The 12,498-nt window shown below is 69.0% G+C and carries 11 protein-coding genes and 5 tRNA genes; 9 read left to right on the top strand and 7 right to left on the bottom strand.

Annotated elements, in window-relative coordinates:
• Window positions 1-42: 42 nt before the first annotated feature.
• The 7 genes from OCT48_RS03725 to OCT48_RS03695 all read right to left on the bottom strand — a co-directional run bounded on the left by OCT48_RS03725 (window position 43) and on the right by OCT48_RS03695 (window position 3,549).
• Window positions 43-1,977: an FAD-dependent oxidoreductase gene (locus OCT48_RS03725; RefSeq protein ID WP_412031037.1), complete on the bottom strand. Its 1,935-nt coding sequence runs from the start codon at window positions 1,975-1,977 to the stop codon at window positions 43-45.
• A 241-nt stretch (window positions 1,978-2,218) separates the two neighbouring features.
• Window positions 2,219-2,295 (bottom strand) — tRNA-Asp (locus OCT48_RS03720).
• A 3-nt stretch (window positions 2,296-2,298) separates the two neighbouring features.
• Window positions 2,299-2,375: transfer RNA gene (locus tag OCT48_RS03715), tRNA-Val, on the bottom strand.
• A gap of 32 nt (window positions 2,376-2,407) precedes the next feature.
• Window positions 2,408-2,484 (bottom strand) — tRNA-Asp (locus OCT48_RS03710).
• A gap of 25 nt (window positions 2,485-2,509) precedes the next feature.
• A tRNA-Asp gene (locus OCT48_RS03705) sits at window positions 2,510-2,586 on the bottom strand.
• Window positions 2,587-2,625: 39 nt separating this feature from the next.
• Window positions 2,626-2,701 (bottom strand) — tRNA-Val (locus OCT48_RS03700).
• Window positions 2,702-2,826: 125 nt separating this feature from the next.
• Entirely contained in the window at window positions 2,827-3,549 is a 723-nt protein-coding gene (locus OCT48_RS03695; RefSeq protein ID WP_318152559.1) for an alpha/beta family hydrolase, read from the bottom strand.
• Between the two features lie 164 nt (window positions 3,550-3,713).
• Between OCT48_RS03695 and ccoN the strand changes: the two genes are divergently transcribed.
• The 9 genes from ccoN (at window position 3,714) to OCT48_RS03650 (ending at window position 12,415) form a co-directional block, all read left to right on the top strand.
• Window positions 3,714-5,138, top strand: coding sequence for a cytochrome-c oxidase, cbb3-type subunit I (gene ccoN / locus OCT48_RS03690; protein ID WP_263591396.1), 1,425 nt, complete (start codon window positions 3,714-3,716; stop codon window positions 5,136-5,138).
• Between the two features lie 22 nt (window positions 5,139-5,160).
• Window positions 5,161-5,769, top strand: a complete 609-nt coding sequence (gene ccoO, locus OCT48_RS03685; protein WP_263591395.1) for a cytochrome-c oxidase, cbb3-type subunit II — start codon at window positions 5,161-5,163, stop codon at window positions 5,767-5,769.
• 2 nt (window positions 5,770-5,771) lie between these two features.
• A complete protein-coding gene (locus OCT48_RS03680; protein WP_263591394.1) occupies window positions 5,772-5,984 on the top strand; it encodes a cbb3-type cytochrome oxidase subunit 3 in 213 nt (70 codons plus the stop codon).
• The gene (gene ccoP, locus OCT48_RS03675) at window positions 5,981-6,910 is read left to right on the top strand and encodes a cytochrome-c oxidase, cbb3-type subunit III (protein ID WP_263591393.1); all 930 of its coding nucleotides are present in this window, start codon (window positions 5,981-5,983) and stop codon (window positions 6,908-6,910) included. The genes OCT48_RS03680 and ccoP overlap by 4 nt, the downstream gene beginning before the upstream one ends.
• 132 nt (window positions 6,911-7,042) lie before the next feature.
• Window positions 7,043-8,476: a cytochrome c oxidase accessory protein CcoG gene (gene ccoG, locus OCT48_RS03670; RefSeq protein WP_263591392.1), complete on the top strand. Its 1,434-nt coding sequence runs from the start codon at window positions 7,043-7,045 to the stop codon at window positions 8,474-8,476.
• On the top strand, window positions 8,476-8,985 hold the full coding sequence (locus OCT48_RS03665; RefSeq protein WP_263591391.1) for a FixH family protein: 510 nt from the start codon (window positions 8,476-8,478) through the stop codon (window positions 8,983-8,985). Before ccoG ends, OCT48_RS03665 begins: the two co-directional genes overlap by 1 nt.
• A gap of 9 nt (window positions 8,986-8,994) precedes the next feature.
• A complete protein-coding gene (locus tag OCT48_RS03660; protein WP_263591390.1) occupies window positions 8,995-11,463 on the top strand; it encodes a heavy metal translocating P-type ATPase in 2,469 nt (822 codons plus the stop codon).
• Window positions 11,460-11,717, top strand: a complete 258-nt coding sequence (gene ccoS / locus OCT48_RS03655; RefSeq protein WP_263591389.1) for a cbb3-type cytochrome oxidase assembly protein CcoS — start codon at window positions 11,460-11,462, stop codon at window positions 11,715-11,717. Before OCT48_RS03660 ends, ccoS begins: the two co-directional genes overlap by 4 nt.
• On the top strand, window positions 11,717-12,415 hold the full coding sequence (locus OCT48_RS03650; protein WP_263591388.1) for a sulfite exporter TauE/SafE family protein: 699 nt from the start codon (window positions 11,717-11,719) through the stop codon (window positions 12,413-12,415). The genes ccoS and OCT48_RS03650 overlap by 1 nt, the downstream gene beginning before the upstream one ends.
• The last annotated feature ends 83 nt before the right edge of the window (window positions 12,416-12,498 follow it).

Raw genomic sequence — 12,498 nt, 5'->3', positions numbered from 1 at the left:
TTGAAACCTGTACAGATTTTCACGCCTCGCCGAGACGCGCCCCTACAGGGCGGCCGCCAGCCGGGTGCCCTGATCGATCGCCCGCTTGGCATCCAGCTCCGCGGGCTCCAGGGCGCCGCCGATGAGGTGCACCGACACGCCGGCCTCGCGCAGCGGTTCCAGCCAGTCGCGGACCGATTCCTGGCCGGCACAGACCACCACGGTGTCGACCTTGAGCAGGCGCGGCACGCCGTCGAGCCGGATATGCAGCCCCGCGTCGTCGATGCCCACGTACTCGCAGCCCGCCAGGGCCTCCACGCCGCGATGACGCAGCGAGGCGCGATGCACCCAGCCCGTGGTGACACCCAGCCCCTCGCCGGGCTTGGAGGACTTGCGCTGCAGCAGGGTGACCCGGCGCGGCACCGGCGGACGCTGCGGCTCGCGCAGCCCGCCCGGCGTGCTCACGGTGAGATCCACGCCCCATTCATCGCACCAGGCCTCGGTGTCGAGGGCCGGGTGGCCCGCATGAGTCAACAGCTCCGCCACGTCGAAGCCGATGCCGCCGGCGCCGATGATGGCCACGCGGGCGCCGATCCGCTCGGGATGCATGATGGCCATAGGATAGGAGAGCACCTTGGGGTGATCGATGCCCGGCAGGTCGAGCCGCCGGGGCCGCACCCCGGTGGCCAGGATCACCTCGTCGAAGGCCTGGAGATCGTGGAGGCTGGGCTCCACCCCCAGGCGCACGGTCACGCCATGCTTGTCGAGCATCACCCGGTAGTAGCGCAGGGTCTCGTCGAACTCCTCCTTGCCGGGAATCCGCCGGGCATAGTTGAACTGCCCGCCGAGCATCGACTGGCGCTCGAACAGGGTGACGGCATGCCCCCGCCCGGCGGCCGTGACCGCGGCGGCGAGCCCCGCCGGCCCGCCCCCGACCACGGCGATGACCCGCGGCTCGGCGGCCGGCGCGATGGTCAGCTCGGTCTCGTGGCAGGCCCGCGGATTGACCAGGCAGGAGGCCGGCTTGCCCTGGAAGGTGTGATCCAGGCAGGCCTGGTTGCAGGCGATGCAGGTGTTGATCTCGGCCACGCGGTCTTCCCGGGCCTTGGCGATCCAGGCCGGGTCGGCGAGGAAGGGACGCGCCATGGAGACCATGTCGGCATGCCCCTCGGCGAGCACCCGCTCCGCCACCTCGGGCATGTTGATGCGGTTGGTGGTGATCAGCGGCAGCTTGAGCTCGGCCTTCATCCGCCGGGTCACCTCGCTGAAGGCCGCCCGCGGCACGCTGGTGACGATGGTCGGCACCCGCGCCTCGTGCCAGCCGATACCGGTGTTGATGGTATCCGCACCGGCGGCCTCGATGGCGCGCCCCAGGGCCACCACCTCCTCGAAGGTGCTGCCCTCCTCCACCAGGTCGATCATCGACAGGCGGAAGATGATCAGGAAGTCCGGGCCCAGCGCCTCGCGGATGCGCCGCACGATCTCCACCGGGAAGCGGATGCGGTTGTCGAAGGCGCCGCCCCAGGCGTCCTGGCGATGGTTGGTCCGTCGACAGACGAACTGGTTGATCAGGTAACCCTCGGAACCCATCACCTCGACGCCGTCGTAGCCGGCCTCCCGGGCCAGGGAGGCGCAGCGCACATAGGCGTCGATCTGCTCCTCGACCTCCGCGGCGCCGAGCGCGTGGGGCTCATGGGGATTGATCGGCGCACGGATCGGCGAGGGGGCGACCAGCGCCGGGGAGTAGGCATAGCGGCCGGCATGCAGGATCTGCAGGCAGATCCTGCCGCCCTCGTCGTGCACGGCGCCGGTGATCCGCCGGTGGTCGCCCACCTGTTCGGCACGCTCCAGGGTCGCCGCCCCCTCGAAGACCGCCCCTTCCGGATTGGGCGCGATCCCTCCCGTGACGATCAGCCCGACCCCTTGCCGGGCACGCTCGGCGTAGAAGACGGCGAGGCGCGCGAAGCCCTCCGGCATCTCCTCGAGGTTGGTGTGCATCGAGCCCATCAACACGCGATTGGGCAGGGTCAGGCGCCCCAGCTCGAGGGGGCGAAACAGGTTGGGAAAGGCGTTCACGATCTGAATCCTCGCTGTCGGGCGACCAGAATTCAAACAACTGTATGATAGCTAGCCGACATGCGCAAAGGGCAACTACCCGCTCGTCGAGGATAGCCGATGGGGGCCCAACGCGAAAAAGCCCCGAGTCATGAGACTCGAGGCTTTCGAATTCGTTTGCAGATGGCGGACCGGACGGGACTCGAACCCGCGACCTCCGGCGTGACAGGCCGGCATTCTAACCAACTGAACTACCGGTCCGCGTGGTGGGCGATACTGGACTCGAACCAGTGACCCCCAGCATGTGAGGCTGGTGCTCTAACCAACTGAGCTAATCGCCCACGCGTTACTGCATCGGTTGTGTGCGTCATCGTGGCGGACCGGACGGGACTCGAACCCGCGACCTCCGGCGTGACAGGCCGGCATTCTAACCAACTGAACTACCGGTCCGCAAGATGATGCGGCGCAAAAACGTTGGCGGACCGGACGGGACTCGAACCCGCGACCTCCGGCGTGACAGGCCGGCATTCTAACCAACTGAACTACCGGTCCGCAGCGTCTCTGCAACATGATCGGGCATTGCCTGGGCAATGGTGGGTGGTACAGGGTTCGAACCTGTGACCCCCAGCTTGTAAGGCTGGTGCTCTCCCAGCTGAGCTAACCACCCCCGGTCACGTGGCGCTGCATTCTACAGGGACCGCGATCATTGTCAACGCGTTTTTTCGCCCGGGGCCACTCCGCCCGTGCCGGGGAATCCACAAGGCTTTCATCCACTTGGGCCCGCCCAGGGGCTCAGCGGTGGCGGCCCATGAAGGCGGCGATGCATTGCGCCCCCTCGCGCAACAGGCCGGCTTGATCGCGCCCCGAGGCGCGGCGGGGTTTCCAGTCGTGATCGCCGTCCTCGAGCCAGTGCACCTCGGCGCAGGACGGCAGGGCATAGCCGTTCACCTGCGCCCGGGTACCGAAGGGGTCGCGACTGCCCTGCACCACCAGGGTCGGACAGGCCAGGGAAGACCAATGGTCGAGACGCAGGGACTCGGGCCGGCGGGGAGGATGGAAGGGATAGCCGCAGAGCACCAGCCCCGCGGCGCCCTCGCGAGCCGCCAGCAGGCTGGCCACCCGGCCGCCCATCGACTTGCCGCCCAGCCAGAGGGGCGAGGGAGCGTGCTGCGACATGCGGTCGCACCAGCGGGCCAGCTCCTCGACCAGGCGATCGACGCGGGGTGGCGGACGCCGCCGCCCCGCCTCGCGCATGCCACGCAGGTAGTCGAACTCGATCGCCAGCGTCTGCACGCCGGCATCGGCCAGCTCCCGACGCAGGGCCACGAGGAAGGCACTGTCCTGTCCGGCGCCGGCGCCATGGGTCAATAGCAGCCGCCCCGCGCGACCATCGCCCTGGACGTCCAGGGCCCCGAGGCCGTCGATGGCCCAGCGAGCCTGGCGGCCATCCAGCAGGGATTCCCCCAGGCTTTCGGGGTCGATGCGGGGCAGAGAATGACAAGAAGAATCAGACACTCGGTGGCTCCTTTCGTTCACGATTCCATCCATTCGCTAGTTCAGCTTGACGCAGGCCTGCGCTAGAATCCGGGGTGGATATTGACCTGCATCATCCTGCGGGCGGTCGACTCGGGGCAGAATGCCGCGGGCTACCCCCAAACCGCGTTCGATGGGAACCTGACATGAGCACAGCACTTGAACACCCGACCTACAATTACAAGGTAGTTCGGCAGTTCGCGATCATGACAGTGGTGTGGGGCATCGTGGGCATGTCCCTCGGTGTCATCATTGCCGCACAGCTGGTATGGCCGGAACTCAACCTGGGACTGCCGTGGACGAGCTTCGGCCGCCTGCGCCCCCTCCACACCAACACCGTGATCTTCGCCTTCGGCGGATCGGCGCTGTTCGCCACCTCCTACTACGTGGTGCAGCGTACCTGCCAGACACGCCTCTTCTCGGACAAGCTCTCCGCCTTCACCTTCTGGGGCTGGCAGGCGGTGATCGTGTCCGCCGTGGTGACGCTGCCGCTGGGGTACACCGAGGTCAAGGAATACGCCGAGCTCGAATGGCCGATCGACATCCTGATCGCCCTGGTGTGGATCAGCTATGCCATCGTCTTCCTGGGGACCATCAAGCTGCGCAGGACCTCCCACATCTATGTCGCCAACTGGTTCTTCGCCGCCTTCATCCTGACCGTGGCGGTGCTGCATATCGTCAACAGTGCGGCCATTCCCGTCTCCGCCATGTACTCCATCTCGATCTACTCCGGTGCGATCGATGCCATGACCCAATGGTGGTATGGCCACAACGCGGTGGGCTTCTTCCTGACCGCCGGCTTCCTGGGGATGATGTACTACTTCGTGCCCAAGCAGGCCGAGCGCCCGGTCTATTCCTATCGCCTGTCCATCGTCCACTTCTGGGCGCTGATCATGGTCTACATGTGGGCCGGCCCCCACCACCTGCACTACACCGCCCTGCCCAACTGGGCCCAGTCGCTGGGCATGATCATGTCGATCATCCTGCTGGCTCCGAGCTGGGGTGGCATGATCAACGGCATGATGACCCTCTCCGGCGCCTGGCATAAGCTGCGCACCGACCCGACCCTGCGCTTCCTGGTGGTGGCCCTGTCCTTCTACGGCATGTCGACCTTCGAGGGGCCGATGATGGCGGTCAAGACGGTCAATGCCCTCTCCCACTACACCGACTGGACCATCGGCCATGTCCACGCCGGTGCCCTTGGCTGGGTGGCGATGATCACCATCGGCTCCCTGTACCACCTGATCCCGCGCCTGTTCGGCCGCACCGAGATGTACTCCGTGGGCCTGGTCGCCGTGCACTTCTGGCTGGCCACCATCGGCACCGTGCTCTACATCGCCGCGATGTGGGTCAACGGCATCCTGCAGGGCCTGATGTGGCGCGCCGTCAACCCCGACGGCACCCTGATGTACACCTTCGTCGAGTCCGTGGAAGCCAGCGGCCCGGGCTATATCGTGCGGATGATCGGGGGGCTGAGCTGGGTGACCGGCATGCTGATCATGGCCTTCAACGTCTTCATGACCGTGCGTCGTCAAGAAGGCCTCCGCCAGCCACTTCCGCAGTCCGCCTGAGCCAACAGGGAACGAAACGCCAATGAGACACGAGATTGTCGAAAAGAACGTCGGCCTGCTCTCCGTACTGGTCCTGGTGGTGATCAGCTTCGGCGGCCTCGCCGAGGTCGTGCCGCTGTTCTTCCAGAAGCAGACGACCGAACCCGTCGAGGGACTCAAGCCGCTCTCCGCCCTGGAGCTGGCCGGCCGCGACATCTACCGCCGGGAAGGCTGCGTCGGCTGCCACTCGCAGATGATCCGTCCCTTCCGCGCCGAGACCGAGCGCTACGGCCACTACAGCGTGGCCGGCGAATCGGTCTACGAGCACAACTTCCTGTGGGGCTCCAAGCGCACCGGCCCCGACCTGGCCCGGGTGGGGGGTCGCTACAGCGACGACTGGCACCGCGCGCACATGTACAACCCGCGCGACGTGGTACCGGAATCGGTGATGCCGGCCTATCCGTGGCTGTTCGAGAACACCCTCGACGGCGAGCATATCGCCGACAAGATGCGTGCCCTGCGCACCCTCGGGGTGCCCTACACCGACGAGCAGATCGCCGGTGCCGGGCAAGCGGTACGCGGCGAGCGTGAGATCACCGCCCTGGTGGCCTATCTGCAGCAGCTCGGCACCGTGCTCAAGGACACGCGCTGACCATGGATATCGGGACCGTCCGCGGCATCATCACCGGCCTGCTGATCATCGCCTTCGCGGGGCTCGTCTGGTGGGCCTACTCGAAGCGCCGCAAGCGGGACTTCGACGAAGCGGCCAACCTGCCCTTCGCCGACGAGGATGAGCAGCCGAACCGTGACACGCATGCCTCCCGTGAGGCCGATTCCCGACACGACAAGGGAGACAGGAACACATGAACAATCTTTGGGGTGACTCCCTTTCCGGCTTCTGGAGTGCCTGGATCATCGTCATCACGCTGGGCACCATCGCCATCAGCGCCTGGCTGCTCTTCGCCAACCGCAAGACCGACAAGACCCCGGATGCCGAAGGCAACGTGGAGACCACCGGTCATGCGGCCGACGAGATCGAGGAATACGACAACCCCCTGCCGCGCTGGTGGTTCCAGCTCTACGTGGGCACCGTGATCTTCGCGCTGGGCTATCTGGTGCTCTATCCCGGCCTCGGCAACTATGCCGGCGTGCTGGGCTGGACCCAGGAAGGCCAGTGGGAGCAGGAGGTGGCCCAGGCCGAGGAGCGCTACGCACCGATCTTCGAGCAGTACCAGCAGGTGCCCATCCCGGAGCTGGCCCAGGACGGCGAGGCGATGCAGGTGGCCGAACGCATCTTCCTCAACAACTGCGCGATCTGCCACGGTTCCAACGCCCAGGGTGGCTACGGCTTCCCCAACCTCACCGACGACGCCTGGCTGTACGGCGGCGCGCCGGAAAACATCGTCCAGACCATCACCAACGGCCGTAACGGCCTGATGCCCTCCTGGCAGCAGCTCGGCGAGGAGAACATCGAGAACGTCACCCAGCATGTGCTCTCGCTGTCCGGCCAGGCCGAGGATGCCGAGCGGGCCGAGCAGGGCGCGGCGGTCTTCGCCTCCGTCTGTGCCGCCTGCCACTCATCCGACGGCACCGGCAACCAGGCCCTGGGCGCGCCCAACCTGACCGACGACGCCTGGCTCTATCGCCAGCCCGGCCAGCCCCTGGACGAGGCCATCCGCCAGACCCTGCGCAACGGCCGCAACGGTCACATGCCGGCCCAGGCCGCCTATATCGGCGAGGACAAGGTCCACCTCGTGGCCGCCTATGTCTACAGCCTGAGCCACCAGGAGTAAGCCCGACCCGCGGGCGCCGAGAAAGGGAGTGACCAGGAGTCGCCCCCTTTCTCGTTGCACGGCCTTCTCGATACAATCGAGACCATGATCCGGGTCCCGGACCCGGCCTTCCTTGCCTGCCGTGAGCCAGCCATGAGCGAGAAGATCCCCACCCGTGACGTCACCCCGGGGCCCGTGCAGCATCACGAGCCCCGGGGCACCGTCACCCAGGAGATGTACGCCAGCCGGCGCCATATCTATGTCCGCGAGATCAAGGGCGTCTTCCAGCGGCTGCGCCGCAGCACCAACTGGGCCCTGATGCTGGCCTTCTTCCTGATCCCCTGGGTCCAGTGGGGCGATCGCCCGGCGGTGTGGTTCGACCTGCCCGGGCGGGAGTTTCATATCTTCGGCGCGACCTTCTACCCGCAGGAGTTCATGCTGCTGTCCTGGCTCTTGATCATCTGCGCCTTCGGCCTGTTCTTCATCACCGTCTTCGCCGGCCGGGTGTGGTGTGGTTATACCTGCCCGCAGAGCGTCTGGACCTTCCTGTTCATCTGGGTCGAGCATCGCGTCGAGGGCCCCCGCAACCGCCGTATCAAGCTCGACAAGCAGGCGATGAATGCCGACAAGGCCCGACGCAAGGCCGCCAAGCATGCCATCTGGCTGGTCATCGCCATCGCCACCGGGGTGACCTTCGTCGGCTACTTCACGCCGATCCGCGAACTGGTGGTGGCGCTGCCCACCCTCGAGGCCCACGGCTGGTCCTACTTCTGGGTGGGCTTCTTCACCGTCTTCACCTACCTCAACGCCGGCTGGCTGCGCGAGCAGGTGTGCATCTACATGTGCCCCTATGCGCGATTCCAGGGCGTGATGTTCGACCGCGACACCCTGATCGTCTCCTACGACGCCGCCCGCGGCGAGCCCCGCGGCCCGCGCAAGAAGCGCCTCAGCCACGCGGAGGCGCGGGCCGCCGGGCACGGCGACTGCATCGACTGCGACCTCTGCGTGCAGGTCTGCCCCACCGGCATCGACATCCGCGAGGGCCTGCAGTACGAGTGCATCACCTGCGCGGCCTGCATCGACGCCTGCGACAGCGTCATGGACAAGATGGGCTACCCCCGCGGGCTCATCCGCTACACCACCGAGAACGCCCTGGAGGGCAAGCCGACGCATATCCTGCGCCCGCGGCTGCTCGGCTACCTGGCGGCCCTGCTGGTGATGATCGGGCTGTTCGCCTGGGCCGTGGCCGACCGCACGGCGGTGGGCTTCGATGTGGAACGCGACCGCAGCCAGCTGTTCCGGGTGACCCGGGACGGGGAGATCAGCAACGTCTACACCCTGATCGTGCGCAACCTCGACCAACAGGACCATGTCTATCGCCTGGAGGCCTCCGGACTGCCCGGCCTGCGCCTGGACACCGACCGGATCAGCGTGCCCGCCGGCGAGTCCCGCCAACTGGTGGTCGAGGCCACGGTCCCGCGTGAGGCCATCGACCGGCCGAGCCACGATATCCTGCTGCGCCTCGAGGCCACCGATGCCGACATCGGCCTCGAACGCGACAGTCGCTTCATAGGAGAGAGCCGCTGATGACCGCGGAACACGATATTCCCCCCTGGTACAAGCAGTTCTGGCCGTGGTTCCTGATCGGCCTGCTGGGGTCGTCGGTGACCTTCAGCATGGTCTATCTGGTGCTGTCGATTCATTACTTCGACGGCACCGTGGCCCAGGACTATTACAAGGAGGGGCTGGCGATCAACGAGCAGATCGCCAAGCAGGAGCATGCCCAGCGACTCGGCCTGGCGGCGACGCTGCGGGCCGACCCGCGCACCGGCGACATCGTCGTCGACCTGGCGGGCGAGCGACGCCCCGAGGAGCTGGTGCTCAAGCTGATCTTCCCCACCGAGAGCGCCCGCGACCGCACCCTGACCCTCGAGCATGTCCACGACGGCCGCTACGTGACCATGGTCGACGAGCCCCTGCGCTACCGCTGGTACCTGCACCTGCAGCCCACCCCGGGCGCGGCGGCCGAATGGCGCCTGACCGGCGAGGCGCACTTCCCCAGCGAGGACGAGATCGCCCTGGTCCCGGGAATCTGACGCGCCGCCATGACCGCGACGACCCTGACGCCCCCGGCCGAGGCCACCGGCTGCTACCACTGCGGCAGCCGGGTGCCCGCCGACGCCCCCTGGTCGATCACCCTGGACGACGGCGTCCACCCGCTGTGCTGCCCCGGCTGCGAGGCCGTGGCCCATGCCATCGTCGGCGGCGGCCTGGCCAGCTACTATCGCTTCCGTACCGCGTTGCCGGAACGCCCGGACGACCGCCAGGCGGCCCGCGCCGAGACCTGGACAGTCTTCGATGACCCCGGCCTGCAGGCCCGCTTCGTGCACCCCGAGGCCGAAGGGGGCGGCGTGCACGCCACCCTGGCGGTGGACGGCATCAGCTGCGCGGCCTGCGCCTGGCTGATCGAGCATCGCCTGAATGCCCTGGCGGGCGTCTCGGCCAGCGCCGTCAACCTCTCCCACCATCGGGTGCGGGTCAGCTGGGACCCGGCGCGCCTCGCCTTCTCGCGGATCCTCGCCGAGATGGCGGCGATCGGCTATCAGGCCCAGCCCTACGAGCCCGACGCCGCCCAGAGCCGGCTGCAGCGCGAGGAGCGCATGAACGTGCGCCGGCTGATCGTCGCCGCGGTGGGGATGATGCAGGTGATGATGTTCTCCATCCCCCTCTACGTGGCGGGCCAGGACGGGATCAGCGCCGACTTCGACGCCCTCTTCCACTGGCTGGCCTTCGCCCTGACCACCCCGGTGGTGCTGTTCTCCGCCCAGCCGTTCTTCGCGGGGGCGATCCGCGACCTGCGCACCCGCACCCTGGGCATGGACGTGCCGGTGTCGCTGGCCATCGGCTCGGCCTACCTGGCCAGCGCCGGGGCGGTGCTCGCCGGCCGCGGCGAGGTCTACTTCGACTCGGTGGCCATGTTCACCTTCTTCCTGCTCTTCGGCCGCTACGTCGAGAGCCGGGCCCGGCGGCGCAGCGGGCGCAGCGGCAATGCCCTGGCCGACGCCCTGCCGGTGTCGGCCATCCGCCTCACCGGGGACGGCGAGGAGCGCATCCTGCCGGCCAGCGAGCTGGCCCGCGACGACCGCATCCTGGTCAAGCCCGGTCACGGCGTGCCCGCCGACGGCGTGATCGAGAGCGGTACCTCCAGCCTCGACGAGTCGATGCTCACCGGCGAGACCCTGCCGGTGACCCGCGGGGTCGGCGATACCGTCACCGGCGGCAGCCAGAACATCGAGAGTCCGCTGACGGTCCGCGTGACCCGGGCCGGCCGCGACGCCCGGGTGGCGAGCCTGATGGACCTCACCGACCGGGCCTTCGCCAGCCGCCCTCGGCTCGCCCGGATGACCGCTCGCCTGGCCCACCATTTCGTGGTGCAGGTGCTGCTGATCGCCCTGGCGGTGGCCGTGACCTGGTGGTTCATCGACCCCGCCCGGGCCTTCTGGGTCACCCTCTCGGTGCTGGTGGTGACCTGCCCCTGTGCCCTGGCGCTGGCCACGCCCACGGCGCTGACCGCCGGCCATGGCCGGCTGCACCGCCGCGGCGTGCTGATCACCCGAGCCGACGCCCTCGAGGCGCTCGCCGGGCTCGACCGCGTGGTGTTCGACAAGACCGGCACCCTGACCGCCGGCGAGATGACCCTGATGGAGACCCGCCCCCTCGCCGGCGACGCCCCCGACCACCTGGCGGCCCTGGCCGCGGCGCTGGAGGCCCACTCCGAGCATCCCATCGCCCGGGCCTTCCGTCCTCACCGGCGCGGCAGGCTGGTCGCTGAGGACGTGCTCAGCCGGCCCGGCCAGGGCCTCGAGGGCCGGCTCGCCGGCCGGCGCTGGCGGCTCGGCCGGCCCGACTTCGCCGCCCCCAACACGGCTCCGACGCCACCCGACGGCGGCCAGTGGCTGCTGCTCGCCGAGGAGGGCCGGCCGCGCGCCTGGTTCGCCCTGCGCGACCGGGTCCGCGAGGACGCCGCCGAGACCGTGGCCGCGCTCGAGGCCCGCGGCCTCGCGGTGGAGCTGCTCTCCGGGGACACCGAGGCGGCCACGGCTGCCATGGCCGAGCACCTGGGCATCGCCACCTGGCGGGCCGCGGCCGACCCGGAGGCCAAGCTGGCCCACCTTCAGGCCCTGCAGGCCCGGGGCGAGAGGGTCGCCATGGTCGGTGACGGCATCAACGACGTGCCGGTGCTGGCTGGCGCCGACCTCGCCTTCGCCATGAACGGCGCCACCGACCTGGCACGCACCCGGGCGGATGCCGTCTTGCTGGGACCGCGCCTGATGCGTATCGTCGAGGCCGTCGAGATCGGCCGTGCCACGTGCCGCATCATCCGCCAGAACCTGGGCTGGGCGCTGGTCTACAACCTGGCCGCCCTGCCGCTGGCCGCCATGGGCCTGGTGCCCCCCTGGCTCGCCGCCCTGGGCATGTCGGCGAGTTCCCTGGTGGTGGTGGGCAACGCCCTGCGCCTGGCCCGGCTCACGCCACCCCCCGGCACCCCCGTCCCGCGCCCGGTGAACGCATGAGTATCCTCTACCTGTTGATCCCGCTGTCGCTGATCCTGCTCGGGCTGGCCGTGTGGGCCTTCTTCTGGGCGGTCAAGCATGATCAGTTCGACGACCTGGAGGGGCCCGCCCACCGCATCCTCTTCGACGAGGACGACAACGCCCCGACCCCGGAGGAGAGGGAGCGACGGCGGGATGCCGCGGAGGGCGAGGCCTCGCGGCCCGCCAGCCGCGACGGGGAGTCGGGCCGCGACGGGGAGTCGGGCCGCGACTGATGGATCCCACCGGACTCGACCTGCCGCCCCTGGCCGCGGCCTTCGTCTTCGGCCTGCTCGGCGGCGCCCACTGCATCGGCATGTGCGGCGGCATCATGAGCGCCCTGACCTTCGCCGTGCCCCCCAGCATGCGCCATCCGGCGCGGCTCGGCGGCCTGCTGCTGGGCTACAACCTGGGACGCATCGCCAGCTACATGGCCACCGGCGCCCTGGTGGCCGGCCTCGGCACCCTGATCGGCGTGGCGCCCGGCGCCCGCCTGGCACTCCAGGTCCTCGCCGCGCTGATGCTGATCCTGATGGCCCTCTACATCGCCGACTGGTGGAAGGGGCTGCTGCGCATCGAGGCCCTCGGCCGGCGCCTGTGGCGCCACCTGGAACCGCTCGGCCGACACCTGATGCCGGTGGTGAAGCTGCCCCAGGCGGTGGCCCTGGGCGCGGTCTGGGGCTGGCTGCCCTGCGGGCTGGTCTACTCGATGCTGGCCTGGAGCCTGGCCATCGCCGAGCCGCTGCGCGGGGCGGCCCTGATGGGGGCCTTCGGCCTCGGCACCCTGCCGGCCCTGCTGGCCACCGGTCTCGCCGCCCGCCAGCTCGGCACCCTGATCCGTCACCCCGCCACCCGCACCCTGGCGGCGCTGGCGATCATCGCCTTCGCCCTCGCGCAGCTGTGGGCCCTGCTGCCCGCCGGCGGGCACCACTGAGGGGGCGGCAACCCCCACCCCCTTGATCCAGCTCAACGCGGCCCGGCCCGGCTGCCGCTAGCATGAGGACATCCCCCTTCCGG

The organism is Halomonas sp. M4R1S46 (genome assembly GCF_025725685.1).
Lineage (GTDB): Bacteria > Pseudomonadota > Gammaproteobacteria > Pseudomonadales > Halomonadaceae > Halomonas.
This window is presented reverse-complemented; position numbering and strand designations above follow the sequence as displayed.

Coding starts and splice junctions, on each gene's coding strand:
- OCT48_RS03725 (WP_412031037.1), bottom strand. CDS start 1,977: ATGCACACCAACCTCGAGGAGATGCCGGAGGGCTTCGCGCGCCTCGCC.
- ccoN (WP_263591396.1), top strand. CDS start 3,714: ATGAGCACAGCACTTGAACACCCGACCTACAATTACAAGGTAGTTCGG.
- ccoO (WP_263591395.1), top strand. CDS start 5,161: ATGAGACACGAGATTGTCGAAAAGAACGTCGGCCTGCTCTCCGTACTG.
- OCT48_RS03680 (WP_263591394.1), top strand. CDS start 5,772: ATGGATATCGGGACCGTCCGCGGCATCATCACCGGCCTGCTGATCATC.
- ccoP (WP_263591393.1), top strand. CDS start 5,981: ATGAACAATCTTTGGGGTGACTCCCTTTCCGGCTTCTGGAGTGCCTGG.
- ccoG (WP_263591392.1), top strand. CDS start 7,043: ATGAGCGAGAAGATCCCCACCCGTGACGTCACCCCGGGGCCCGTGCAG.
- OCT48_RS03665 (WP_263591391.1), top strand. CDS start 8,476: ATGACCGCGGAACACGATATTCCCCCCTGGTACAAGCAGTTCTGGCCG.
- OCT48_RS03660 (WP_263591390.1), top strand. CDS start 8,995: ATGACCGCGACGACCCTGACGCCCCCGGCCGAGGCCACCGGCTGCTAC.
- ccoS (WP_263591389.1), top strand. CDS start 11,460: ATGAGTATCCTCTACCTGTTGATCCCGCTGTCGCTGATCCTGCTCGGG.
- OCT48_RS03650 (WP_263591388.1), top strand. CDS start 11,717: ATGGATCCCACCGGACTCGACCTGCCGCCCCTGGCCGCGGCCTTCGTC.